The 26,559-nt window shown below is 46.1% G+C and carries 23 protein-coding genes and 2 tRNA genes; 11 read left to right on the plus strand and 14 right to left on the minus strand.

Annotation, left to right across the window (positions count from 1 at the left end; genetic code table 11):
• The first annotated feature begins 58 nt into the window (after positions 1 to 58).
• The 4 genes from ABIE50_RS00310 (at position 59) to ABIE50_RS00325 (ending at position 3,856) form a co-directional block, all read left to right on the plus strand.
• A complete protein-coding gene (locus ABIE50_RS00310) occupies positions 59 to 2,209 on the plus strand; it encodes a sensor histidine kinase (RefSeq protein WP_209857017.1) in 2,151 nt (716 codons plus the stop codon).
• A 19-nt stretch (positions 2,210 to 2,228) separates the two neighbouring features.
• A complete protein-coding gene (locus ABIE50_RS00315) occupies positions 2,229 to 3,326 on the plus strand; it encodes a sensor histidine kinase (protein WP_142685707.1) in 1,098 nt (365 codons plus the stop codon).
• Entirely contained in the window at positions 3,310 to 3,729 is a 420-nt protein-coding gene (locus ABIE50_RS00320) for a response regulator (RefSeq protein ID WP_185937227.1), read from the plus strand. The genes ABIE50_RS00315 and ABIE50_RS00320 overlap by 17 nt, the downstream gene beginning before the upstream one ends.
• A 54-nt stretch (positions 3,730 to 3,783) precedes the next feature.
• Positions 3,784 to 3,856: transfer RNA gene (locus ABIE50_RS00325), tRNA-Ala, on the plus strand.
• Positions 3,857 to 3,990: 134 nt separating this feature from the next.
• Here ABIE50_RS00325 and ABIE50_RS00330 read toward each other — a convergent pair.
• From ABIE50_RS00330 to ABIE50_RS00350, 5 genes are all read right to left on the minus strand, one after another.
• Complete coding sequence (locus ABIE50_RS00330; protein ID WP_209857015.1) at positions 3,991 to 5,274, minus strand: hybrid sensor histidine kinase/response regulator; 1,284 nt, start codon at positions 5,272 to 5,274, stop codon at positions 3,991 to 3,993.
• A gap of 76 nt (positions 5,275 to 5,350) precedes the next feature.
• Positions 5,351 to 5,923, minus strand: coding sequence for a chemotaxis protein CheB (locus tag ABIE50_RS00335; protein WP_209857013.1), 573 nt, complete (start codon positions 5,921 to 5,923; stop codon positions 5,351 to 5,353).
• 17 nt (positions 5,924 to 5,940) lie between these two features.
• Complete coding sequence (locus tag ABIE50_RS00340; RefSeq protein WP_209857011.1) at positions 5,941 to 6,768, minus strand: CheR family methyltransferase; 828 nt, start codon at positions 6,766 to 6,768, stop codon at positions 5,941 to 5,943.
• 2 nt (positions 6,769 to 6,770) lie between these two features.
• Entirely contained in the window at positions 6,771 to 7,148 is a 378-nt protein-coding gene (locus ABIE50_RS00345) for a response regulator (protein ID WP_209857009.1), read from the minus strand.
• 1 nt (position 7,149) lies between these two features.
• Entirely contained in the window at positions 7,150 to 11,160 is a 4,011-nt protein-coding gene (locus tag ABIE50_RS00350; RefSeq protein ID WP_209857007.1) for a response regulator, read from the minus strand.
• 135 nt (positions 11,161 to 11,295) lie between these two features.
• Here ABIE50_RS00350 and ABIE50_RS00355 point away from each other — a divergent pair, with 135 nt between their 5' ends.
• Positions 11,296 to 11,718: a response regulator gene (locus ABIE50_RS00355; protein ID WP_142685700.1), complete on the plus strand. Its 423-nt coding sequence runs from the start codon at positions 11,296 to 11,298 to the stop codon at positions 11,716 to 11,718.
• 149 nt (positions 11,719 to 11,867) lie between these two features.
• Here the strand turns inward: ABIE50_RS00355 and ABIE50_RS00360 are convergent, their stop codons facing one another.
• The gene (locus ABIE50_RS00360) at positions 11,868 to 13,268 is read right to left on the minus strand and encodes a S41 family peptidase (RefSeq protein ID WP_209857005.1); all 1,401 of its coding nucleotides are present in this window, start codon (positions 13,266 to 13,268) and stop codon (positions 11,868 to 11,870) included.
• Between the two features lie 127 nt (positions 13,269 to 13,395).
• Here ABIE50_RS00360 and ABIE50_RS00365 point away from each other — a divergent pair, with 127 nt between their 5' ends.
• Complete coding sequence (locus ABIE50_RS00365; protein WP_209857003.1) at positions 13,396 to 15,759, plus strand: hypothetical protein; 2,364 nt, start codon at positions 13,396 to 13,398, stop codon at positions 15,757 to 15,759.
• A 5-nt stretch (positions 15,760 to 15,764) separates the two neighbouring features.
• On the opposite strand, the gene ABIE50_RS00370 is transcribed toward ABIE50_RS00365, so the two are convergent.
• Together ABIE50_RS00370 and ABIE50_RS00375 are read right to left on the minus strand one after the other, a co-directional pair.
• Positions 15,765 to 16,181, minus strand: a complete 417-nt coding sequence (locus ABIE50_RS00370; RefSeq protein WP_209857002.1) for a VOC family protein — start codon at positions 16,179 to 16,181, stop codon at positions 15,765 to 15,767.
• A gap of 59 nt (positions 16,182 to 16,240) precedes the next feature.
• On the minus strand, positions 16,241 to 17,464 hold the full coding sequence (locus tag ABIE50_RS00375; RefSeq protein WP_209857000.1) for an ROK family transcriptional regulator: 1,224 nt from the start codon (positions 17,462 to 17,464) through the stop codon (positions 16,241 to 16,243).
• Between the two features lie 233 nt (positions 17,465 to 17,697).
• On the opposite strand from ABIE50_RS00375, the gene ABIE50_RS00380 reads away from it, so the two are divergent.
• The 5 genes from ABIE50_RS00380 to ABIE50_RS00400 all read left to right on the plus strand — a co-directional run bounded on the left by ABIE50_RS00380 (position 17,698) and on the right by ABIE50_RS00400 (position 21,872).
• Positions 17,698 to 17,779: transfer RNA gene (locus tag ABIE50_RS00380), tRNA-Leu, on the plus strand.
• Between the two features lie 216 nt (positions 17,780 to 17,995).
• Positions 17,996 to 19,375, plus strand: a complete 1,380-nt coding sequence (gene tig / locus ABIE50_RS00385) for a trigger factor (protein ID WP_209856998.1) — start codon at positions 17,996 to 17,998, stop codon at positions 19,373 to 19,375.
• The gene (gene clpP, locus ABIE50_RS00390; protein ID WP_142685694.1) at positions 19,365 to 20,066 is read left to right on the plus strand and encodes an ATP-dependent Clp endopeptidase proteolytic subunit ClpP; all 702 of its coding nucleotides are present in this window, start codon (positions 19,365 to 19,367) and stop codon (positions 20,064 to 20,066) included. Before tig ends, clpP begins: the two co-directional genes overlap by 11 nt.
• A 219-nt stretch (positions 20,067 to 20,285) precedes the next feature.
• The gene (gene clpX, locus ABIE50_RS00395; RefSeq protein ID WP_142685693.1) at positions 20,286 to 21,530 is read left to right on the plus strand and encodes an ATP-dependent Clp protease ATP-binding subunit ClpX; all 1,245 of its coding nucleotides are present in this window, start codon (positions 20,286 to 20,288) and stop codon (positions 21,528 to 21,530) included.
• 54 nt (positions 21,531 to 21,584) lie between these two features.
• Positions 21,585 to 21,872 (plus strand): hypothetical protein, encoded by a 288-nt coding sequence (locus ABIE50_RS00400; RefSeq protein ID WP_209856996.1) that lies wholly within the window; start codon positions 21,585 to 21,587, stop codon positions 21,870 to 21,872.
• Between the two features lie 112 nt (positions 21,873 to 21,984).
• On the opposite strand, the gene ABIE50_RS00405 is transcribed toward ABIE50_RS00400, so the two are convergent.
• The 6 genes from ABIE50_RS00405 to ABIE50_RS00430 form a co-directional block, all read right to left on the minus strand.
• Positions 21,985 to 22,143, minus strand: coding sequence for a hypothetical protein (locus tag ABIE50_RS00405; protein ID WP_209856994.1), 159 nt, complete (start codon positions 22,141 to 22,143; stop codon positions 21,985 to 21,987).
• Between the two features lie 147 nt (positions 22,144 to 22,290).
• Complete coding sequence (locus ABIE50_RS00410) at positions 22,291 to 22,743, minus strand: hypothetical protein (protein WP_354027821.1); 453 nt, start codon at positions 22,741 to 22,743, stop codon at positions 22,291 to 22,293.
• Positions 22,744 to 23,198: 455 nt separating this feature from the next.
• Positions 23,199 to 24,338, minus strand: coding sequence for an acyl-CoA dehydrogenase family protein (locus ABIE50_RS00415; protein ID WP_209856990.1), 1,140 nt, complete (start codon positions 24,336 to 24,338; stop codon positions 23,199 to 23,201).
• A gap of 15 nt (positions 24,339 to 24,353) precedes the next feature.
• The gene (locus ABIE50_RS00420; protein WP_209856988.1) at positions 24,354 to 25,376 is read right to left on the minus strand and encodes a ComEA family DNA-binding protein; all 1,023 of its coding nucleotides are present in this window, start codon (positions 25,374 to 25,376) and stop codon (positions 24,354 to 24,356) included.
• 73 nt (positions 25,377 to 25,449) lie between these two features.
• Positions 25,450 to 26,211, minus strand: a complete 762-nt coding sequence (locus ABIE50_RS00425; RefSeq protein WP_209856986.1) for an MBL fold metallo-hydrolase — start codon at positions 26,209 to 26,211, stop codon at positions 25,450 to 25,452.
• Positions 26,212 to 26,234: 23 nt separating this feature from the next.
• Entirely contained in the window at positions 26,235 to 26,558 is a 324-nt protein-coding gene (locus ABIE50_RS00430) for a hypothetical protein (RefSeq protein WP_209856977.1), read from the minus strand.
• Position 26,559 lies beyond the last annotated feature (1 nt).

Below are 26,559 nucleotides of genomic sequence, written 5' to 3' on the forward strand. Positions count from 1 at the left end.
GGGACAGTATTTCTGAAAAAACACATAAATTCAAGCCTGATAACTAATCTCTTTCGTGATGCTGTATAAGATTGTAGGTTTATGGTCAATCTTTACCCTGATATCCCTGTTCCATGTAACGGCGCAACCCGTTGTATATAAAAACAGCAAATCCCTGTTACAGATAGGCGGCTACCTGGAACTGTATACCGATAAGGCAGATACCCTCACCATCGCCTCCGCTCCTATGCAGCCTTTCAGGATTTCCAAACAGGACGTACCTAATCTGCAGATCACTCCATATACACAGTGGGCAAGATTTTCCATCAACAACCAGTCGAAGTCAGAAAAATTGTTGCTGGAAGTAGAATACCCGATTATTGATGACATCACACTGTATGAACTGAAGCCCGATGGCACCATTAAACAAACCCGGCTGGGAGAATTCACCGCCTATAAGAACCGGGGATATGATCATCAGAACTACCAGTTTCCCCTGCGGCTGCTGCCTGGTGAAACAAGGCAGTTTTACCTGAAAGTTAAAGCAGGAGAGCAGTTGCAGCTGCCCATTTACCTGGGTACGCCGGAAAGCGTTTATGAAAAAAACAACAAACGGGAGCTCATTTTTGGTATATACGTAGGCGTTATCCTTGCAATGGCTTTCTATAATCTCTTCATTTTTATATCTACCCGCGACAATAGTTATCTTATTTACGTAAGCTACATCATTTGTGTGGGTCTTACCCAGGTAACGCTGCAGGGATATTCGTTCCGTTTCCTGTACCCCAACTATCCGTGGCTCGCCATGCATGCCACCGTACTGGTACCGATATTCAACGGGATTACCGCGCTGACATTTATCCAGAAGTTCCTTTCCACCAGGGTGAATTACCTGCTGGGACACAGGCTGATGAATGCAGTGAATATATTGTACCTGCTTTGCCTGATCCCTACTTTCCTGAACATGTACACGTTTGCGCAGATATTTGTACAACTGGATGCTTTCCTGGCGTCGACGATGGCCTTTGTTGTTGCCTGGCGCATCAGCCTGAAAGGAGTGAGAGACGCGCGTTACTTCCTGCTGGCATGGTCTGTATTCCTGAGCAGTGTGTTCATTTTCGTATTGCGCAATTTCAATGTGCTGCCCTATAATAACTTTACCTACTACGCACTGCAGATCGGTTCGGGTATAGAAGTATTGCTGCTGTCGTTTGCCCTGGCACATAAGATCAATGTATTCAAAGCGGAAAAAGAAGCCTCACAGCAGATGGCCCTGGCTATATCACAGGAAAATGAAAGACTGGTAAGAGAACAGAACATCATCCTGGAAAGTAAAGTAAAAGACAGAACAGAAGACCTGCAGGCCACCAACCTGGAGCTGAACAATGCGTTAACCAACCTCAAAGATGCCCAAACCCGGCTGGTGGAGAAGGAGAAAATGGCGTCGCTTGGTCAGCTCACAGCTGGTATTGCCCATGAGATCAATAACCCGATCAACTTTGTTACTTCCAATATCAAACCGCTGAAACTGGATATTGCCGATCTGAGAGAATTATTGAACCGTTATGACGAATTGCCGGGAAGTACAGATATATCCAGGTCGCTCGCAGAAATTGCAGCATTCAAAAAAGAGATTGATATTGATTATATCCACGAAGAAATTTCCTCTCTTATCAAAGGAATAGAAGACGGAGCTACGCGCACTGCGGAAATAGTGAAGGGGTTGCGTACTTTCAGCCGGCTGGATGAGAGCGAGGTAAAGTCCATCGATATCCATGAAGGGCTGGACTCCACGCTGGTGCTGCTGCGTAACGCCATTCCTCCTTATGTGAACATTGTAAAAGATTATGCAGAGCTGCCAAAAATTGAGTGCTATGCCGGTAAAATAAACCAGGTGTTCATGAATATTTTCAGTAACGCACTGAACGCGATCAAATCCAAGAAAGAACATCACGACGAATTCATCTCCATAAAAACAAAACAGGAAAACAGTTTCATTGTTATTACAATCAAGGATACGGGTATCGGTATGTCGGAAGCTGTACGGGAAAAGATCTTTGATCCCTTCTTCACCACCAAGGATGTAGGGGAAGGCACAGGGTTGGGATTATCTATTGTATTCAGTATCATTGAGAAGCATAAAGGCAGGATTATCGTGCATTCAGCCCCTGGCGAAGGAGCGGAATTTATTATATATTTACCTCTTAATATCGCTAATCATTTATCGTAATTAACCATAAGGTCTTTTAATGAAAGAAAACCGCATAAGAATATTATACATAGATGATGAGATTCATAACCTGAATGCGTTCAAAGCGAGCTTCCGCAGAAGTTATGAGATTTATACGGCTACTTCAGCGCAGGAAGGTAAACTGCTGCTGAAAGAGATCATGGTGCATATTATCATTGCAGACCAGAAGATGCCAGTATCTACCGGTGTGGAATTCTTCAATGAAATAAAAGATACGCTGCCCGACCCGATGCGTATCCTGCTGACCGGTTATACGGATGTGGAAGATATTATAGACGCCATTAACAAAGGACATATCTATTCCTATATCAAGAAGCCCTGGGATGAGCATGAGCTGCATAAAACCATCAACAATGCCTACGAGATATACCGTACACGCAAACAACTGCGGGAGAAGATAGAAGAGCTGGAGAAAACGAACGATGAACTGAACCGTTTCATTTATTCCACTTCCCATGATCTGCGTTCTCCCCTAATGTCTGTATTGGGTATTATCAATTTATCCAGGCTGGATAATTCGATAGTGGATCCCAACGGTTATATGAACATGGTAGAGGCCTGTGTATTAAAGCTGGATGATTTTATCCAGAAGATCATCGAGTACTACCGCAATTCCCGGCTGGAAGTAGAATATGAAAGGATAGACTTCAATACACTGCTAAATGACTGCATCACTGCGTTCAAACCGCAGAACACCCAGATCCTTTTTCAGACGAATGTAGACCAGGCAGTGGATTTCAGGGGCGACACCTTCAGGATCAGCGTTATTTTAAACAATCTTATTTCAAATGCTGTTAAGTACCAGAAACCGGAAGAGACCAACCCGATGGTTAATCTGTCTGTTAAAGTAGAACCGCATAAAGCCACCATCTGCATACGTGATAATGGTATCGGAATTTTAAGCGAGCATCTCAATAATATTTTCAAGATGTTCTTCCGGTCCAAAAATAATAATAAACCTGGTAGTGGTATTGGCTTGTATATTGTTAAGGAAGCGCTTAGTAAAATAGGTGGCACCATTAACGTAGAGTCCAAATATGGCGAAGGCACCCAATTTGAAATTACCATCCCTAACAGAAATGAATTCGATACCTGACCTGCGAGTCATATTGATTGATGACAATGAGATTGATTTGTTACTGCATGAAAAGTTGATCGGATTTCAACAAATCAGCAGAACCGTGATATCATTTGCCAATGCCAATAAGGCACTGGAATTCCTGTCTTCCAACATCGCGTTGCCCAAAATTCCGCCTACCGTTATCCTGCTGGATATACAGATGCCCGAGATGGACGGCTTTGAATTCCTGCAGGCCTTTGACTCCTATCCCCAGAAGATCAAGTCGCAATGCCATATCGTAATGGTATCTTCTTCACTGGATTATGGCGATATTACCCGTACCAATGCCAATCCCATGGTAGTTAAATTATTACGAAAACCCTTACTGCTAAAGGATCTGAAAGAAACCGTGGAAGGAATTTTCAAAGATTTTCTATAAAATGTTGGTGTTTACAGGAAAAAATATATTTTTGCATCCCGAACAACAATAAACGGGGGATTAGCTCATCTGGTAGAGCGCAAGCATGGCATGTTTGAGGTGAACGGTTCGAGCCCGTTATCCTCCACCCGTAAAGCCTGGCACTCAGTGTCGGGCTTTTTTTATGCAGATACCCGCTGCCCGTGATCAGGGATCAAGCTGAAAAGTTCGGGGATGTCCATAAATTTTAAGGGATCAAGCTGAAAAGTTGGGGGAAGGGGCTTACAACAACGCTTCGCTCATTTCGGCAGGTATGGTCCTGGGCTGTTTAAGAGGCAACACAATAATAAAGGTGGAGCCCTCTCCCTCCCTGCTCCTGGCGGTAATAAGGCCGCCATGCTTGTCAATTACCTTTTTGGCGATAGCCAGCCCGATGCCCGTACCTTCATAAAGATCGGAGGTATGGAGGCGCTGGAAGATGGTAAATATTTTAGAGAGATATTTTTCATTGAACCCGATACCATTGTCGCGGATAATGATGCGGCAATATTGCCCCTCCGTAAAGGCCGCGCTGTCCGGATTCAGATCGGTTACCGTATCGGCGGAAATATTTATTTCGGGAGGAGCATCTTTGCGGGAAAATTTCAGTGCGTTACTGATGATGTTTTGAAACACCTGGCGTATTTGCCCCGGAACCGCTTCAATCTGAGGCATTTTTTCCACAGTGATGACCGCATTCCGTTCCGTGATCATCAATTCCAGGTCTACCAGGATCTCCTCAATAATTTTATTGAAGTCGGTAATTTCGTTTATGCTTGCCACGGATAAACGTGAATAGCTCAACAGGTCGTTGATAAGCCTTGCCATGCGTTCTGAGGAGCTAACGATCCTTTCCATATAAGAGAGGGCGTTAGGGTCTGTTTGCAGGAAGCGGTCTCTTAAAATAGCTCCGAAAAGCTGGATTTTACGCAGAGGCTCTTTCAGATCATGGGAGGCTACGGATGCAAACTGCTGCAGATCATGGTTACTGGCTTCCAGCGATTTATTGATCTCCCTCAGCTCTTCTGTTCTTTCCCTTACTTTCTGTTCCAGCATATCATTCACCTGCTGCTGATGTGCAATCAGGGCTTCCTGAGCGAGCTTTCTTACTTCTACTTCTTCCTTAAGCGACTGATGCATTTGCTTCAGTTCCTGGGACTGCTGGTAAAGGCGGGAAAATGTTTTCACCTTCATCAGGAGTATATCCGGATCCACGGGTTTGGTAATGTAGTCAATACCACCGGAGTCATATCCTCTTACAATAAAACGTTTGTCTTTATTTACGGCCGACAGGAATATAATGGGAATGTCTTTGGCTTTACTATGGCCTGATAATGCTTCAGCTACTTCAAAGCCGTCCATGCTGGGCATTTGCACATCCAGGATAATGAGCGTATAGTTGTGCTTCAATATTTTTTTTAACGCTTCTTCACCGGACAATGCAGTGTCTACCTCGAACTGGTAAAGTTCCAGGGTTTTCCTGATAGACAATATATTTTCCGGCTTATCATCTACAATTAAGATCATACAGCATAATCATTAAACCCAGTGGGCAATGCTGGATACCGCCCCCTGTATTTTTTTTACAATGGCCTTTCAATAATCATACCCCTGCCATCCGGTTAATGAAAGCCGCCATTTCCTGCGGTTGCAGGATAATGTCAACAGGAGCCTGCATGATAGCTTGTTTTGGCATATAATCCACTTCCGCGCTGGCGGGGTCCTGCACGGCGGTGGTTCCCCCCGCATTATGTACGTCTATCAGGCCTTCCGTGCCATCGATGTTGGCGCCGGAAAGCAGTAATGCGGTCATGTTGCTTCCGTAGGCCAACGCTGCAGACGTAAAGGTAACATCTATGCTCGGCCGGCTGAAATTCACTTTTTCCGAATCATCCAGGGAAAAAGTATGATCGGTTTCTATCAGCAGATGGTAATCTGCCGGTGCAATGTAAACAGTGGCCGGTTGCAAGGGCTCCTTTTCCGCCGCTTCCACTACCGGCAGGCAGCATCTGGTAGATAACAGGTCTGTTAATATAGATTCATAATGGCTTTGACGGTGTAAAACGATCAGAATGGCTGCGGGAAGCGAGGCTACTAGCCCCGGCAGCAGTGTTAAAATAGGTTGCAGCCCACCGGCTGAACCACCTATTACAAATAAATACGGTGCTGTACTCATAAACTACTTATTTAGTATTACAACTGCACCTTCCGCCAGATTTTTTCCCGGTTCTCCAGTTGCCGGAACCTGTCGGCCACACTGGTGAAGTTAAGGGTTTCTTTACTTCCCAGTGCAAGGAAACCTAACTGCTCCAGACTGTCGCTGAACAGTGTGAGTACCCGGTCCTGCAGTTTTTTATTAAAATAGATCAGCACGTTGCGGCATATGATCAGCTGAAATTCATTAAAGGAGCCATCTGTTACCAGGTTATGCGGGGAGAAGATGATCTTCCTGCCAAGATCTTCCCGGAACTTGGCATATTCATAGTTGGCCGTATAATACGACGAAAAGTCTTCCCTGCCCCCTGCTTCCATATAGTTGCGGGAGTATTGCTGCATCTGTGAAAGCCGGAACATTCCCTTACGGCCTTTTTCCAACACGCCGGCATTGATATCTGTTGCATAGATCACCGCCTTGTGCAGTAGTTTGGCTTCTTTGAGCAGGATAGCAAAGGAGTATACTTCTTCCCCGGTAGAACAGCCTGCATGCCATACGCGGATAGACGGATAGGTGGCCAGCACCGGTAATACCTGGGTGCGCAATGCCTGGTAGAAAGAAGGGTCACGGAACATTTCCGTTACATTTACCGTAATCTCTTCTACAAACCGTAACGCATATTCCGGATCGGAAATAATGCGGTAGCGGTATTCAGCAAAGCTGGGGAAACGGTCGGTCAGGTACAGGTGGTTTACCCGCCGGTTAATAGAGGCGGGAGCGTACTCTGTAAAATCATATCCATATCTTTCGAGTACGTCATTCAGCAACAGGGATACTTCCTGTTCACTTACCGGGTTCCTGCTCACATTTATACTGATAAATATTGCTGTAGCTGTAACAATAACTCATCTACATCAATCGGTTTTGAAATATAATTATCGGCGCCCGCTTCAAGGCACTTTTCACGATCGCCCACCATTGCCTTTGCTGTTACTGCTATCAGCGGCAGGCGGTTGTTTCCGGGCAGCGCGCGGATAGCGGCAATGGTTTCGTAACCGTCCATATCGGGCATCATAATATCCATCAATACCGCTCCTATCGAATGGGCTGCGGACAACAGCCTTATTGCCTCCATACCGGTGCCAACAGCTATTGACGGAATATTCCTGGATCTCAGCACCGCTTTTAATGCAAAAATATTGCGGGCATCGTCATCTACAATTAATACCAGTTTCTGTTCCATCATATTATTTCATGGATTTATCGTATAGCCATACCCGTAGCAACGACAATAACTGGTCCACATCTACAGGTTTAGAAATATAATCGGAGGCGCCTGCCTGCAAACATTTCTCCCGGTCGCCCATCATTGCCTTTGCTGTTACGGCAATTACCGGCAATGCTCTCAGCCCGGGTTGTTTCCTGATGGCAGCAATAGCATCATACCCATCCATTTCGGGCATCATCATATCCATCAGCACTATGTCTACCCGGTGTTCTTTCAGCTGCTCCAAAGCTTCTTTACCATCAATGGCCGACAACACTTTCATCTGGTGTTTCTCCAACGCTTTGGTAAGGGAGAAGATATTACGCACATCATCATCTGCCACCAGTACTGTTTTATCTTTCAGCACCTCATTCAGTACGCCCATTTTCCCGTTCCCTGTATGAGCTGCCGGTGCTTTTTCTGATACCAGGTGCAGGAACAGCGACACTTCATCCAGCATGCGCTGATAGGAATGGGCCGTTTTCACCACAATGGAATCTGCATACTGCTTGATACGCTGTTCTTCTGCCTTCGATAAACTTTTGCCGGTAAAAATGATAATGGGAAGATTTTCCAGTCCTTTTATTTCCTTAACCATTTCCAGCGCTTCATAGGCCCGCTGATCGGGAATACCCATGTCGAGGATCACACAATCAACATCCTGCTGCTGCAAAAGCGATACACCATCTTCCACATTATTGCTGATCTCTGAATTTACCTGGTAGTTACTGAGGAAGTAAGCCAGCGCTTTTGCATGTTTGGCATTTTCTTCCAGGATCAATACTTTCTTGGTGGAGCGCTGCAATACGAATTCCATTTTTTCAAAGATCAGCTGCATGCTCTGCGGGTCTACCGGCTTACTGATAAAGTCGACTGCACCTTTCAGGAGGCTTTCTTTTTTTGCTTCCATGGAAGACATGATATGCACCGGTATCGGCCTGGTGGCCGGATCGTTTTTCAATTCTTCCATTACCTGCCAGCCATCTTTTATTGGCAGCTGTATATCCAGCAGGATACCGATAGGCTTGTAGAGGCGCGCCAACTCCGCAGCTTCATCGCCCCGAACAGATACAATTCCTTTATATCCTCTTGCATGGGTGAAATCAAGCAGTGCCTTTGCAAAATGAGTGTCGTCCTCCACGATAAGGATCACCGGATCACCGGTTTCAATAAGTCCGCGGTCATCGTACACATCTTCCGGCACCGTAGGTGACAGGAATCTCTTCTTCTGTATTGTTTCCAGGTCCTCCACTACCGGCGACGGCAATACGGAAGGCTGCCCCGCAGTCACTACCTCCTTACGCATTATAGGAACTGTGATTATAAATTCACTTCCATCCCTGCCATTGCTCTTCACCGCGATCTGCCCGCCAAGCAGTTTTGCCAGTTCCCGGCTGATAGACAGTCCCAGGCCGGTGCCTCCATATTTCCTCCGGGTAGATCCGTCTGCCTGCTGGAAGGCTTCGAAAATCACCTGTTGTTTTTCTGCCGGGATACCAATGCCGGTATCTTTTACCGAAAAACGGATAGTTTGCAGATCTTCTCCTTCCACTACATCCAGCCGTACAAATCCTTTGGCGGTAAACTTCAGCGCATTCGACAGCAGGTTTTTAAGTATCTGTTCCAGCCTCACCTGGTCTGTTTCAATAGTGGCAGGTATGCCGGCATCTTTATGTATCTGCAGTTGCAGGCCTTTTTCTTTTGCTATAGGTTCAAACAGTGCCTGCATATTGGAGCATATATCTGAAATGGATACCTGGGTAAATTCCAGTTCCATTTTACCGGATTCGATTTTCGAAAGGTCGAGTATCTCATCGATCAGGGTGAGCAGGCCTTTACCTGAACTGTTGATCACCTGTGCGTATTCCACCTGGTCGCCATTGAGATTGGCGTCATGATTTTCAGAAAGCAGCCTTGATAACAATAAGATGGAGTTCAGCGGGGTGCGCAGCTCGTGCGACATATTTGCCAGGAACTCTGATTTGTACCGGGTGCTGAGCGCCAGCTCTTCTGCTTTTTTATGTATATCCAGGTTGCGTTCTACGATGATCTGGTTTTTCTCTTCCAGGAGCCGGCTTCTTTCTTCCAGCTCTGCATTCGACTGCATCAGTTCTTCCTGTTGCACTTTCAGTTCTTCTTCTGATACCTGGAGCTTTTGGGTTTGCGCTTCCAGTTCCACATTGAGGCTTTCCAGTTCACTGTGTTGCGTTTGCAGTTCTTCTGCCTGGGCCTGGGTTTCTTCCAGCAGTTCCTGAAGGCGTGTGCGGCTCCTGGTGCTTTGCAGGGCGATCGCAATATTTACTGCTGCCTGTTTGGCGAAATCCATCACATGCTCTTTAAAAGGGAACAGGGAGCCTATCTCTATTACGCCTTCCACGATACCTGCATGGCTGAGCGGAATGATGAGCACATAACCAGGCTGTGCGGAAGCTGCAGCACCTGCAATGTGCAGGAAATTATCCGGTGCTTCCGTAAGGTATAATGGTTCTTTCTGTAATACACTTTGCCCAAGTAAGGTTTTTCCTACCTCGATAACCTGGGGGGCCGGGTGGGCAGGTGATAATGCGTATTCAGCAGATAAATGCAGTTCGCCTGAATGCCTGATGTACAGAACGCCCGTTTGTGCCCCGGTGTATTGTACAACATCTGTTAAAGCGTCTTTGCTGAGTGACTCCATATCCTTTTCACTGAGCAATGTTTCACTTACCCGGTTAAGCCCGGTTTGAATCCACATTTTCTGTTCGGCGTTGGAGCGGAACGCCTTCAGGTCGGCCGCCATTTTTACCACTGCATTACCAAGAATATCGTCTTCACTGCGTGGCTTCACATCTATGTTGAAGTTTCCTTTCCCTATGCTATCTGCCGCCATGGCCAGGTCCTGGTTGGTTTGATCAATTACGTTAAAGGAGCGCGCCAGGCTGCCGATGGCATCTTTTGTATGTACCTGTGGCGCTGCTCCGGGCACTCCCCTGGAAATCTTCACTGCAGCTGCCTGCAGCATTTCGAGGCTGTCTGTGATACCTTTAATGGTATAAGTAATAAATACTATCACCAGTACAATGATGCCCACCAATACCAGCAGGTACCGGGTTTTCAGGTCACTTTCCTTTTGGGAGATAATTTTTGCATCCCTGCTTATCTTGTCCATCACGGAGCGTTGCAGCTGTTTTAGCTGATCTACAGACAAGGAAGAATTATTCCACCAGGAATCTGCATTGAAAAGGGTATCAATTTTCCGGGAGGCGATAGTGCTCCTGATAAAATCGTTGGTAACGGTCATCTCATTGGAAGACTCCATTTTCAGATAATCCTTTGAAATAGCCGGGGAGGCTTTATCTACCAGTTCCGCCCGCAGGGAGGCGTACATATCAGCATTGTTTTCCACACGGGCAAAATCTTCAGGCCATACTTCCTTTTTCAACATGAAATAATAAATATCCATGCGGATCATTCCCTGGTAGGCGGCCATCTGCGCCAGCAGGTATTGTGCATTCATATCCTGCTGTACCGCTTTCAATACGGGGATATCAGGGATATTGGTGGTTGCAAGATCGTTGAGGCGGAAAATAAGATTGGAGTAATAATCGAGCACTTCCCGTTGAGGCATGCTTTTATTGTCAATATCTTTTCTCTTTTTTGGAAGCGTATTTAGCAGGGAATATTCGAAGAAACGGCTATCATTGGCCAGCAGCCTGCCTTTCACAGCATCGATGGCAAGATCTGTTTTGGCGCGTTGCGTAAGCAGATCATTCAGGCTCCCGGTCTGCAATACATAGTTCACACTATTCCGGCGTTCCATATGAATTTCATCCGCCACTTTCATAATGGTGGTAGCGGTGGTAATTTTCTGTAACAGGTTATCGATAGTAGTTATATCTTCACTCTGCTTATTGAATACAGCTATGCCAAAATATACAAGACATACCAACGGTATTACAGCAACTAACATCAGTTTCCTTGGAAGTGGAAGCTGCATAAAGAATTTATTCATCTGCCTGAGCTTGTTTAATTTTTATAGGGTACTGTTCTGCAAACGGTGTTGCACACCGGCTTTTAGCATATTTCATTCCAACTGTACCACTAAACCGAATTATAATGATAATAAAATAACAACAAAATCATAGATTTGTCTCTATTCCAAAATGATATGCCTGATAGTTGTAAATATACCTCAGTCCTTTTAATTGACGATGATATAGATGACAGGATGATATTTGGTGAAGTATTAAAAGAACTGGCGCCAGATATCATTTACCACGAAGCTATAAACGGCGAAGATGCGCTGTTGAAGCTGAATAATGACATTGTACCCGACCTTATTTTCGTGGATCTGAATATGCCGCGGGTAGACGGAAAACAGTTCCTTGCAGAAATACAGCAGCAGGAACATTTGAAACATATTCCTGTCGTGATCTATAGCACATCCTCACATGAGTCGGATAAAAAAGAAACCAGGGAGCTGGGCGCGTCGTACTTCCTCACGAAGCCTAACAGTCTTCGTGAGCTTACACACATACTGACGGACCTTTTACAGCAGAAGTTATTTTAACAGAAAAGCCTCACAAGGAATTGTGAGGCAACGTTTCTACCATTGTTACTATTTTTAAACCCTCATATATGCGTGAGCATATGCTTTGTATCATAAAGATGGGTTTTAAATGATATCCAAGTGTTAACCAGATCTTAAAGACTTCTGCATTAAAATTGTTTTACTACTTCTTCCAGCCAACCTGCTGCATTAAAATTTATTTTCACCGCAGGCTGAATCCCTTTATTATCAATACCCTGACCAGCAGCCACTCTCCTTGAGCGGGTAACGGGATAATCAACCGAGAAATCGGGAGCTGTAAATTTCACCCTCGCTACATTTGAATAATCCAGTGCTCCGGCGGTAGGTGTTCCCATCAGTTTCACTTTCTGGCTCTGGGCGGCCTCCAGTAAGAACTGCTCCGCAGTATTACTGCAGCGACCATTGATCAGCACCGCCACTTTAGCCGGTAGGGGCACCGGAGCTGGCAGGATCATGTTTTCATCCGGTCCCATACTTACCAGCCGGCCCTGCAACCCGTCTCCCTGGTGGATGGCAGTGCGGATCTGCTCTACATATTCTTCAGGCAGTTTCCCGGTTTGTTCATCCAGGATATGGCCCCAGGCTGCAATGTTATCAGGGGTCGCATAAAAGTCGGCCCCGGTGATCCGCACGGGCTGGGTATACAACAAAGGCCGGAGCCGTTCAATGAGCTTATCGGCACCTAACCCGGCGTTACGGACATCTATCACCAGGTTGGGGTTTCTTCGCAGGTATTCATCGTTGGCGTTCAGTACGGAATCTGCCAGCGGATAAACAGTGGCGTCGAAGCTGCTGACCCTGAAGTAGGCTGTGCTGTCATTTATTTGCCGGAAGAAGAAAGGCGCTGCCGGCATATCGGTGAAGGCAGGAACTTCCGGTGTTATGCCGGCAGCCTGCTGTGGCAGTCCCGCCCCTGGCTTTTGCCAACCCATTGCAGCAAGCCCGTCATACAGCTTCCCAACGGTTAGGGTATCAAAATTTACGTGTTGTTCTGCATAGCTGATCAGGTCAAATTTATCCGGCCCGGTAGCGGCCAGCTCAAATAGCACGTCGCCAGGTTGCCAGCCGGGCACCGACGATTCCATGATTACAGCGGCGTAGGTACGCAATCCTCTCAGGTTTTTTACCAGGGCCACCTTATACAGTGACCCTGCCTGGTAAATGCCGGCGATACCACTTAACGGTTGCTTCTGGAGCAGATCGAGCTGCTGGGGTGTAAGGACTATTTTTTCCTTTAGCGGCGTATAGCCAATGTACAGGGAAAGATGCCGGTCTTTGAAAAAGCGCAGGTAACGGTTCACCAGCAGCAGGCAATGTGTAGCGCCTTTGATGGTGGCAGCCTGCAAACGCATCTTTGTAAGCATGGCCGTATAAGCCTGCTGTGTAACAGGGGTTACTTTGTCGATAAAACCTACATAATTCTTTCTCAGATAAACCTGTACACTATCAAATTTCTTCCTGCAATCGCACTCCTGCGCATATACTGCTGTGTTGCACAGGAGTAATAACAATACTGCTATTGCTTTCATGGCAAAGGATTGAAGTTTCTGGCTGATAATAAATGGTCTTTAAATATATATATTCGGCGGGAAACTATCAGAAAATATTTATCATCATCCCCAATATTAATAAATTACAGGTCCTAATAAAGCGCATATGTATTTAGACGAACTGGAAAGGCTGTATAATGAACAGGCGTATACGGAAGCAATTACCAAACTTGAAACATACCTGCAGGATCATCCGGGAGAGGCCCGGGGCTGGCAGCTGCTGGGCTTGTCGCAGCTGGAAAATGCCAAAGCCACCGATAACCGGGACCTTGCCACCGCCATGTATAATGAGGCTTACGAGGCATTCAGCCAGGTGCTGAGCATTGATTCCTCACATACTCAGGCCCGTGTACACCGCGCTTATATGGGAGCCAATATCATGGCCGACAAGGGAGATGAAACCATCAGCGATTGTGATATACTCATTGCCGGTGGCGATGAAGAATTAACTACCAAAGCATTATTATACCGCTTCCAGGTATGGGTGTTAAAGAATGAAACCGGCAAGGCGCTGGCAGATATGCACCATAATCTGCAGGTATATGAATCGTTGTATGCAGATGACCTGCCACAGTTGAATGTGGCGCGTTTTCAGTGCTTCACCCGTATCGGAGATGTATATTACCATACTGAAAACCGGCCGGCGGCACTGGAATACTATAAGCGGTCTTTTGAATGCACCGTGTTTAATAACCGGCTGTTATCCACCACATGGTTTGCCCTTGATATGGCAGATTATGAGTTTGCCGCCAGCATGCTGCAGGTAATGATCTCCTCAGGAGAGAATACCAAGGAAGATATGCTGCGTTTGCTCCGGCATATTCAGCAACTGCTTGCCGATGGCGTACGGAATGCGTCGCTGGCCAGGGAGTTCTGCAAAGGCACCACTGAATTCTGGCCGGAGTTTTTCGGGAACGATGATGATGAAGGCACCCTTGAACAGATTTCCACCGGCAAACGATTTATTTCGGAATACCCGGAGGAGGCCTATTTTTATCATTATACGGCTACTGCTTTCTTTAATATCGGCAGCTATCATGAAGCGCTGCCCTGGTATGAAAAATCACTGGCCATTAAACCGTATCCGTTCAGCATGGTAAGGTGGTATTTCACCAGCTATAAGGTAAACGGACAGTTCCCTGAAAGCTGGCCTGAAGTGGAGCATAACATCCCGTACGACTGGTACGCAGCCGGTGTTATCTTCACCGAGATTATCCAGCTGGAAAATGATAACGGGGTAAAACAGGCGACTGCTGCGCTGAAGCGGTTCCTGTATAAAAAAGCATTTGATATTTATCATGCCTACTGGTATGAAAATTCAGGCAGCTCCTATGCCGGTCATCCTCACCATTTCGCCATGTGCTGCAACAACTATGGCATTGCTTTATATGAAGGCGGCATCTTCGTGGAAGCGGCGCATGTACATACAATAGGCTACAATATGTCGCCCTTCTGGGAACAACTGGAATCCAGGGCAGATGCGTATCACAGCATGGGAAAACTGGCAGAGGCCATTGCCGACCGGCAAACCATCCTGGACAACTTCACCGGGGTATTACCGCTCATGTATTATGTGTCTATCCATGAAAGAATGATAGACGACCTGTGCGCACTGGAGAAACATCCTGAGGCATTGCATCTCTATGAAAAAATACTGGAAGAGTACAATACCTGGATTGTGAAGGATATGGAATCGCTGGAAGACTACGATCGTGAAACCATTATCTATAACATCGACCGTATTAAAACCGGGCGCGCGTTTATCCGGACCAACAGTGCAGACGACCTGAATGAGCGCATACAGGCACTGGAAACGCACCTGGTGGAAAAGCCCGACGACAGCGACGCTTACTTTAACCTGATGTACCTGTATTTTGACAATGCACAGTATGAGCATTGTATCGGCGCTATCAATAACCGTATTTCCATTGGCGGCATTCCTAAACTGCCGGTGATTTCACAGATGAAGATCTATTACTTCAGGGGAAAGGCCGCGTTAAAACTGGGCCGCTTCAAAGCCGCTATTGCCGACCTTTTACACACGCTGCAGATCATGTCTTCCGGCGATGCAGCGGATAATGCACCGAACTACCGGTTTGGCGTATACGCTTTCCTGGCGGAAGCCTATCTTGGTAACAGAGAATATGATGAATGCCTGTCTTACGCCACCCAATGCCTGAATATTTACGCCGCTAATAACTGGGCATGGGATACCGAAGCTTCTGCTGTAAGATATACTATGGCGCTGGCTTACGAGGCCAGGGAAGATATGGGCGCCTGCAAAAAGATCATTGACCAGATTGTTACCAACGATCCGGAATTCCGGCCTGCAGCAGAGAAAAAAAATGAATTGCGGGGAGGAGGATTGTTTTCTTTTTTCAGGAAGAAAAAAGAAAAAATACAGCTGTTTATTTTCCTGATGTCCCGGAAAGTAAACAGCTGTAAAGTTTATCGTCTCTTTAAAAGATAACCTGGTTACATAGGCTTGTTAAAGCTTACCATCCAGGGGATTCCGTACTTATCGGTAAACATACCAAAGCGGTGCGCCCAGAAGGTTTCTGCCAACGGCATTGTAACCTTGCCTCCGGCAGATAAAGCATTGAACAGTCTTTCCGATTCTTCGTTGGAGTCGGTGCCCAATGCAAGTGTAACGCTATTCCCGTTTGCCGGTGTTTGTCCCATCATACTGTCGGATGCCATGAGTTCAAACCCTGGTGCTTTCAGGTATGCGTGCATCACCAGGTCCTTTGCGGCCTCGGGTTGCTTATCGCTTTCCGGGGCTTCACCCATGGTCATGATCTGCAACTCTCCTCCGAAAACGCTTTTGTAAAAATTCATTGCTTCACGGCAGTTAGTGCCGAATGTGAGGTACGTTGTTAATGTGGTGGACATAACAATCATTTTTTAGGGTAAGAAAATGGAATTCAGGTAGATGATAAAGTTAGGTAAAACTAGCTTATGAGCACCTTATTTCTTACCAGCAGGCAGGCGCCGATAATACCGGCGCTTTCGCCCAGCCGCGACATTTTCAATTTGGAATCGTTACTAACCAGGCTGAGGGAATATTTTTTCATGGCGCTTTTTATAGGCAGGCGGATGTGGTCCTGTGTAGCGGCCAGTGCCCCGCCGAGTATCACCAGTTCGGGGTTGAAGATATTCATAAGCAGGGCTACGCCCCGGCCCAGGTTCTCTCCTACTTTGGCGATAAGCTCTATGGCCAGCATATCGTCGTTGTTGGCAGCCGCTATGATGTCGTGCAGGTGAATATCTTCCGGCGACTGATGGGTACGGGTGAGCATAGACGAAGATCCTGCTGCCAGTTTTTGCCGGAACATATTTACCAGTGCCCATCCGGAGGCTTCTGTTTCCAGGCATCCTTTTTTCCCGCAATGGCAGATGATTTCGTTGTCGAACATCGGGATATGCCCTACTTCCCCGCTGTAGCCGGACTTACCATAATACAGCTCCCCGTTGATAAGCACGCCCATACCAATGCCGTAGTCCAGGTTCAGGAACAGTACATTACGCTCTCCATTTACAAGATCGGAGCAGAATTCGCCATAGGCCATTGCCCTTGAGTCATTCTCCAGGAAAACACGGATACCTACTTTAGCGGCAATGACTTTACTGAGGGGTTCGTCGTCGAAATAGAAAAGGCTGTAATTGTACCCGGTAGCGTAGTTGATACGTCCCTGGATGTTGATGCCGATACCGAGGATCTTTTCCTTGGGAACTGTGAGCCCGTCAATAAAGTTGTTGATCAGGAGGCAAAGCTGCTCCAGGGAGGCTTTGGTGTTATCCAGTGCGTAAGGCAGTCCCTCCACCGTAGTAACGAGGTTTTTATGCAGGTCGGACAGGCCAAGGTTGAGGTGGTCGTGTTTCACGTCTACGCCGATGAAGAAGGCCGAATCCGGCACCAGGCCGTACAGGTTGGGCTTACGGCCGCCGGTAGACTCTATTTTGCCATAGTCCATTACCAGTCCGTCGGCAATGAGATCATTCACCAGGTTGGTCACTTTGGGAGTGCTGAGGTTGAGCTCCTTGCACAGGTCGGCAATGGTGGCGTTGCCGGAATTGGCGAAATAAGCCAGGGCAGCCTTTTTCAGGTTGATATTTTTATAGGCTACACCGGTAGCATTTGCGCTGTTCAGTTCTTCGAAGAAGGTTTTGGTCATAGCATCAGATAGACTTTTACAGTAATTGCCCTCCAATTTAACTGCTTAATTCTGATTTTTTAAAAAATTAGGGGAGGAAAGCGGCTGAATGTTGTCTATATAAATGATTTTGTTAATTCCCAAAAAATAATACCTTTGCAATCCTTTTTGAGCTAAAAAGGGACTCTTGTCATGTACACCCGGGCGGTTTTCCGGGCGGGGGAACAGGGAGGAGTAAGTTCTTTTTATTTACTGCGGATGTGATGAAATTGGTAGACATGCCAGACTTAGGATCTGGTGCCGCGAGGCATGGGGGTTCGAGTCCCTTCATCCGCACATATAATATTATGTGGCAATGCGTCAATATGGCAACGTGATAATGCTATGCTCCCCCTCACTTTCATTGTCACTTATGTCTTATTCAGACACAGTTTCACCTGATTTTATTCAAAAATAATTTCCTGCCATTCCTACTTGCCGTTGTGACTTCATGGCAGAAAAATAAACAAGGAATCATTATTGCTTCTAAAGAACATTTTATACAATTCAATTATGGCAACCGTTACGAGAGAAAACATTGGTTTATTGAACGATAAGATCACTGTGAAAGTGAGCAAGGAAGATTACCTTCCTAATTTTGACAAGGCAGTAAAGCAATTCAGCAAAAATGCGAACATACCAGGCTTCCGCAAAGGAATGGTGCCTGCAGGTATGGTTAAGAAAATGCACGGTCAGGCTATCTTTGGCGACGAAATTCTGAAAACTGTTGAAAGAGAACTGATGGGTTATGTGCAGGCAGAAAAACTGGAAATCTTCGGCCAGCCATTGTCCCTGGAAAAACAGGCAAAAGACCTGGATTACAACAAACCTGCTGATTACGACTTCGAATTTGAAGTGGGTCTGAAACCATCCTTCACCGTTACTCCCCTTGAAAATAATAAGACCACCCTCACCAAATATAAAGTAACCGTTACCGACGAAATGGTAAACGATGAAGTTCAGCGTTTACAGCTGAAAGGTGGCAAAACAACAGAACCTGAAACAATTACTTCTGAAGATAACGTGATTAACGTTAAATTCGAAGAATCAGACAAGGACGGTAATGTAGTAGAAGGTGGTATCGTAAAAGAGAACGCCTTACTGGTAAAATACTTTGCACCGGCTATCCAGGCTGAATTGCAGGGTAAAAAGAATGAAGACAGCATTGTATTCCAACTGGCTACTTCCTTTGATGAACAGCGCCTGGGCTGGGTCCTGAAAGATCTGGGCTTTGAAGCCGGCGACAAGGAAGCGGCAAAGAAATATTTCAAACTGACTATCACCAAAGTGGGTCTGATTGAAAAAAGAGAACTGAATGAAGAGTTCTTCAAAGAAGTTTATCCGGGAGAAGATATCACTACTGAAGAAGCTTTCCGCGCTAAACTGAAAGAAGAAATCGGCAAATACTGGGATTCTGAGAGTCGCAACCATCTTCACAACGACCTGTTTGAAGTACTGGTGCACGAAACGCCGATCGAATTACCAAAGGATTTCCTCAAACGCTGGCTGCAGGTAGGCGGTGAAAAACCAAAAACTGCGGAAGAGGCGGAAAAAGAATTCCCTTCGTTTGACCATCAATTACGTTGGACACTCATCAGCGATAAACTGGTTAAAGAAAATAAACTGGAAGTTTCTTTCGAAGACCTGAAAGAAAATGCCAAACAAAAAGTATTAGGCTACTATGGCGGCGCCGCTGCTGATGGAGCAGAATGGTTAGACAGCTACCTGGACCGCCTGTTACAGGATGAGAAATTTGTAGACCAGACTTACCGCGAAATGATCACTGCCAGGCTATTTGACTGGGCTGAAACAAAGGTGAACGTGAAAGAAGAGGAAATCAAAGCAGAAGATTTTGTTAATTTACCTCATAAACATCACCATCATGAACATTAATAATGAATTTAGAAAATATGCCATCCAGCATCGGGGAATCAGCAGCTTGGTAGTAGACAGTTACGCTAAAAGCCACCAGATCAACAGTCTGACTCCTTATATCCTTGAAGAACGCCAGATGAATATGACCCAGATGGACGTTTTCTCCAGGTTGATGGCTGATCGTATTATTTTCCTGGGAGACCCGGTGAACGATTACGTGGCAAACGTGATCACCGCACAGCTGCTGTTCCTGGAATCTTCCGACCGTAACCGTGATATACAGATGTACATTAATAGCCCCGGAGGAAGCGTTTACGCCGGCCTGGGTATTTATGATACAATGCAGATCATTTCTCCTGATGTAGCCACTATCTGTACGGGTATGGCGGCCTCTTTCGGCGCTGTACTGCTGGTAGCGGGCACAAAAGGAAAACGCACTGCGCTGAAACATGCACGTGTAATGATCCACCAGCCTCATGGCGGTGCCGAAGGCCAGACTTCAGACATCGAAATCACTGCGCGTGAATTCGTGAAACTGAAAAAAGAGCTGAACGAAATCATTGCAGGCCATTGCGGACAGCCGATCAAAAAAGTGGAAAAAGATTCTGACCGTGATTACTGGATGACTGCGGATGAAGCAAAAGAATACGGCATTATTGATGACGTACTCCAGAAAAATCCAAAGAAAAACCTGGAAACACCTCAGTAATAGGCTTAACGCTCAAGGCATAAATAAAGCTATTGTAGCGAAGATGACGGCGATACATATTAAAAAACGCTTCTATCTTCATTACAATAGCTTTTGTTTTGTGAGATGATAAGCTTTACCGTATTAAGACTTACGCTTTCGGCTATTTAGTGTAAATTTGTAACCCTGCAATATCAATGCAGACAATGATAGTTTCGTAGAAAAATAATCTATTCCGAAATGAAAGAATCTAAAATCCGATGCTCCTTTTGCAGCCGCTCCAAAGAGGAAGTGCAGATACTGATTGCAGGCGCAGAAGGACACATCTGTGAAAACTGCGTAGCCAACGCGCAGGAGATAATTGACCAGGAGTTATTTACCCCGGGCAAGAAAGCAGCTGCGGCCGTAGCTCCAAACTTCGCCCCAAAAGTGTCTAAACCCATTGACATGAAAAAATTCCTGGACGAATACGTGATTGGCCAGGATGATGCGAAGAAAATACTGGCAGTAGCCGTATACAACCACTATAAAAGACTCAATCAGCAGATTACCGATGATGAGGTAGAGATAGAAAAATCCAACATCATTATGGTGGGAGAAACCGGTACAGGTAAAACCCTGCTGGCTAAATCTATCGCTAAACAGCTAAACGTTCCCTTCGCTATTGTGGACGCTACCGTATTTACAGAAGCCGGCTATGTGGGTGAAGACGTGGAAAGTATCCTCAGCCGCCTGTTACAGGTATGTAACTATGATGTGGAAGCTGCTGAACGCGGCATCGTTTACATTGATGAAATCGATAAAATTGCCCGTAAGAACGATAACCCTTCCATCACCCGTGATGTAAGCGGAGAAGGCGTTCAACAGGGGCTTCTGAAGTTACTGGAAGGCACCGAGGTATTGGTACCACCACAGGGTGGCCGTAAACACCCGGAACAAAAACTGATCAAACTGAACACGCAAAATATTCTCTTCATCTGCGGTGGCGCATTTGATGGCGTGGAAAGAATTATCAGCAGAAGGATACAAACACACTCTATCGGCTTTACCGTTAACAAGGAAAAAGAAGAAGAGAACAGGAAACAGATCCTGCGTTACATCAATTCACAGGACCTGAAATCCTTTGGTCTGATTCCTGAATTACTGGGCCGTTTACCCGTGGTAACCTATCTCAACTCGCTCGACAGGGATACCCTGAAACTGATTCTTACCGAGCCTAAAAATGCATTGGTAAAACAGTACAAAAAACTTTTCAAGGTAGAGAACATCGATTTACAGATAGAAGAGGAAGCGATCGATTATATCGTTGACAAGGCAATGGAATACAAACTGGGTGCGCGTGGTTTACGCTCCATCTGTGAAGTGGTGCTGAGTGATGCGATGTATGAGCTGCCGTCTGCCAATGAATCACACTTCCATCTTACCAGGGAATATGCACAGGCAAAACTGGAGCAATCTACCCTCGTTAAACTGAAAGTGGCCTAACTGTTCCCGTTATCCGTGGGCAGTGGCACTATCTCTAACCATAAAACTCTATTTATGCAGGAACTCATTCAGCAATTACAGGACAAAGCCGGGCTTACAGCCGAACAGGCCGCACAGTCTATTGATGTGATAAAAGAATATGTGAAAGGCAAATTACCTCCTTTTATTGCAGGTACAGTTGATAACTGGTTTGCAGGTATGTCAGGAAAAACCGAGGAAAAAAAGGCGGGCCTGATGGATCAGGCAGGGGATTTTCTGGATAATGTGAAAGATAAAGCAGAGGATTGGGCAGAAGAAGCAAAAGAAAAAGTGTCTGACTTCTTCAACAAAGATAAAAAGTAAGTACAGATAATAGTGAAGAAGGGCTTTCCGGGAAGTATTTCCGGAAGGCCCTTCTTCTTTTTTAGAGGCTTCTGAGATAAAGATACAAAACGGTTAATTCTTCATCCGTGTACTAAGCGGTCATATTCCACGGCATATCTTTCACCTGCAGCTGCTTTCCCTCCGGCGTTCTGCCGGTACGCAGCGTGGTTATAAATTCGTTACAGTTCCATTTCCCTACATACCTGATATCAGCTACTGGAGTAGCATCCCCGGACCGGGTTATCGCCAACCGTTAATACCGCGTTATGGTAACCTGTGCAGGAATCCGCCAGATATTGGCCATATTCTTTTGTGTCGGATTGTTAATGGAGGTGATCAATTTTTTCAGTAGGAAACAACGGGATCTCTCCCTGCACAGAGAGGATTCTTCTCAACGTCACTGCCCGGGAATGGAAGGGGTACCTATTTGAAGCTGTGCGCTGCAAAACGCAATTACAGCCGCTATATCGGGATCATCCGTCCGGGTGAACTCTTCTGAAGGCGGGAGCAATAAAGGCTTATTTACGGTATTTAAACCATGCTTCGAGGCCTTTAACCGGTCTTCATTGTCGTAGTTCCCCTGCAAGCCTGCTGTTTCATAGGGAATATCACCTGCGACAATATGCCCGATGGCAGGATCATCTACCACCACTTTACCGCGCAGGTTTGCGCTGTGGCATTCGCTATAGCCCTTTATTCCATGTAAAGACCGGCCTCCGGCAATAGTTACCGGATCATCCGGGATGGGAATGTTTCTTACCGTAACTGAATGCTTTTTGCTGGCATGCTGATGGAAAAGAAAACTGGAAGCACCGTATATCAACAATACGATTATAAGCAGGACCGGCACAATGCGTACCGCCCGTTTTAAGATTCCGGAGAACATAACAATATCCGAATAATTACGGATGTAAAAGTAATAGGGATAAATATTACAGGTATCAGTAGAACTACTGAATTAAAGAAGAATCATAACGTGGATTACAGGCTTCACATTTTACTAAGCATCTTTAATACGGGATAAACCAGCCAGACCCGGTATAGAAAAGCACCCGTGTTACAGGGTGCTTTTCATTGCGTAAAAGTGTTTCAAATCTTTCTTGATTTTGTGTGTTAAGGTTGATAAACGGTAAAGAGTGATGAATTAACCCAAATTTAACGTTCCTTTTGCAATATTCAATAACACTAAAGGGGTAATATTAAGTTATTTTGAAAAAATGATGAGCGGCTTATAAACGGGTTTTTAATAAATTATAAAAATCACGATACCTCAATAGAATCAGTATCAATTGCAAAATCGTTATTCTATCTGAGCGCTTCCCGTGCAATCACAATTTTCTGGATCTCTGAGGTGCCTTCCCCGATGGTGCATAATTTTGCATCTCGATAAAATTTTTCTACCGGAAAGTCCTTCGTATAACCATATCCACCAAAAATCTGTACCGCATCATTGGCCACCCTTACCGCTACCTCCGATGCATAATATTTGGCCATAGCGGCCTGCATGGTCATTTTTATCTTGCGGTTCTTCATATCAGCGGCCTGCATGGTAAGCAATTCTGCGGCGGCTATTTCGGTAGCCATATCTGCCAGTTTAAAGGAAATGCCCTGGAAGTTGGAAATGGGCTGATCGAACTGGTGCCGTTCTTTTGAGTATTTCAGCGCCGCATCCATGGCGCCTTTGGCGATACCGAGCGATAATGCGGCGATGGAGATCCTGCCCCCGTCCAATACTTTCATGGACTGGATAAAGCCATCCCCCTCCTCTCCCAGCATATTTTCCGCAGGAATGCGGCAATTGTCGAATATCATCTCGGCGGTTTCGGATGCCCGCATTCCCAGTTTATTTTCTTTTTTGCCCCCGCTGAAACCCGGCGTTCCCTTCTCTACAATAAAGGCGCTCATGCCGTGACTATCACGCACGTCGCCGGTACGGGCTATTACCACCGCCACATCACAGCTTTTGCCGTGCGTGATCCAGCATTTGCTACCATTCAGTACCCAGTCGTTTCCCTCCCTCCTGGCCACACATTTCATATTCATGGCATCTGAACCGGTATTGGGCTCTGTAAGTCCCCAGGCGCCAATCCATTCGCCGGTAGCCAGCTTTGGCAGGTAGCGTTGTTTCTGCGATTCATTGGCAAACTGCAGGGTATGGCCGGTACATAAGGAATTATGAGCCGCCACACTTAACCCTATAGCTCCGCAAATACGTGCAATTTCACTGATCACTGTTACGTATTCCAGGTACCCAAGTCCGCTGCCACCATATTCCTGTGGCACGAGTACGCCCATAAGGCCCAGTTCTCCCAGCTGTTTGAATACCTGCACGGGAAATTCCTGTTGTTCATCCCATTCCATCACGTGAGGCTGCATGTTTGTTTTTCCAAAATCCCGGATCATTTGTGCAATCTGCTGTTGCATTTCCGTAGGCGCAAAATTCATAACCGTGTGGATTTATTATTTGATCTCAATGTAATGTTCAATTTTACGATAAATAATCTCATCCACCAACGGCAGGTTGCGGAGGTCGGATACCGCCCTGAAACCCGCGTGGCTACTACGATACTGCACTATAAGACGGGCCAGTTTATAGCGTATGTATGGATGAGCTGCCAAAGATTTTTCATCTGTGAGGTTGAGGTCTAGTTTTTTTAGAGAACTGCTACCGATCTGTAAGAACGGTTGAATTTTTTGAAATGTGGAGTCGGGTAAGCCATAGCATTCCGCCACCTGTTCCACGGAATAAAAGCCTCCCAACCGGTCGCGGAAGGCAATTATCCGCCTTGCAAAGCCTGGTCCGATGCCGGGAAGGGATTGCCAGGCAGTGCTGTCTGCCAGGTTAATATCAATAGGAGCAGCCGGAGCTTTCTTACGATAACGGGTGAACGAAATGGTATCATTTCGGGGGTAACGGTGACTGCTATCCTGGTAGTTATTGCTGTAATCCCCCGAATAACGGCGACTGCTATCCTCCCTGCCACCGCCATAGTGCCCGGCATAATAGCGATCCGGCCTGTCATATCTCCCGGACACCCCGGTATCCTCTTTACCTTCAATGCGCACATAAGGCATCAGCTGTGTGCACAATGCCGGCGGCAATCCATAAATCTTCCCAAGATCAGCTGGTTTCCTGAACCGGCCGCCACTGGCCAGGTATTTCCTTATAGTAGCAGCTGTACGTTCACTTACTCCCAGCTGCTGCCAACCGGCAACGGGCAGGGTATTCGGATCAAAATAACACAGGCCGGCATGTGCAGGCGGCAACACTACCGGTTCTTCCTCAGCAGTCCCCATTCCCGCTTCAAAGGCCAGCACCGCCGCTTTCAGATCATCACTACCGGTAGCAGGCACACGCCGCTGAAAATAAAAGACCAGGTCGGGAATATAACCGGTGATGAGCATAAGTATTGCCAACGTTATTATTCCAAACTGTTCCTTCCGTGAAAACCGCAGGTATTCGCGGGCAAATGATCTCCACATGGGTCAACAACAATTTTGTTCCCAAGCTATTCCTTTATATGCGGTAATCTGTTAACAGAAATAAAACGGCTCCTTAAATTTCAAGGCTCAGCCCATCATAAGCCAGGTGCGTACCGGCAGGTAACTCTTTTGATACCGATTCATGCAACCCCAGCTGGTGGCTGATATGCGTAAGGTATACTTCCGGTACATTTAATTCCTTGCCCAGAGCAATGGCTTCATCGAGTGTAAAATGAGAGATGTGTTTTTCGCGGCGCAGCGCGTTCAGTACAAGGGTTTTTGAGCCGCGGATCTTTTCTTTTTCCTCCGGCGCAATGTAATTGGCATCTGTAATATAGGTAAAGTCATGAACGCGGAAACCCAGTACAGGCATCTGGTGATGCATAACATGGATAGGCGTAACCGTTAGCCCGTTCACGTCAAAAGGGCCATCTGAAATAGTTTGCAGGTTAATCTCCGGGATACCGGGATACTTGAAATCAGCAAAGGCATAAGCAAATTCGCGCTTAATAACGCTCTGCGAAAACTCAGTGGCATAAATATTTATAGCGCTTTTCTGAAAATAATTAAAAGCGCGGATATCATCCATGCCTGCAATATGATCTTTATGGGAATGGGTAATGAGCACAGCTTCCAGGTGGCCTACCTTTTCACGCAACATCTGGTAGCGGAAATCCGGGGTGGTATCCACTACAATATTCCCCGCGGGAGCGGTGATCATAATACTGCTGCGTAAGCGTTTGTCTTTTTTATCGGTCGAGGAGCAAACTTCGCAACCACAAGCTATAACCGGAACTCCCTGCGACGTGCCCGTACCTAAAAATGTAACTTTCATCCAACATCATTTGTCTTTTTGGCCTATTCCGCAGCCTGTTCGCCCGGAGCCCCGTTTTCTTCTTCTCCCGCTTCGGGAATGGGTTTACTGGACTGTATCTGTTTGTACAGTTTATGCGACTCCGCCGTGAGCATTTCTTCGTCCAGCGGCAGGGTCGATAAAATATCGATCAGCGTATTGATACGCCCCTCCAGGTTCAGGAATTTGTTGATCACTACCACCTTCTTATGTTCAAGGATGCAGTAACCGGACAGGAAACTACCTTTTTCGAAGCGCAGTACATATTTAGCCTCCTCGAAGATCTTTTCCAGTTTGGTCAGGTTATTAGGTGTGATTTTGATATTCATG

It is taken from the genome of Chitinophaga sp. OAE865, assembly GCF_040546735.1.
GTDB lineage: Bacteria > Bacteroidota > Bacteroidia > Chitinophagales > Chitinophagaceae > Chitinophaga > Chitinophaga polysaccharea_A.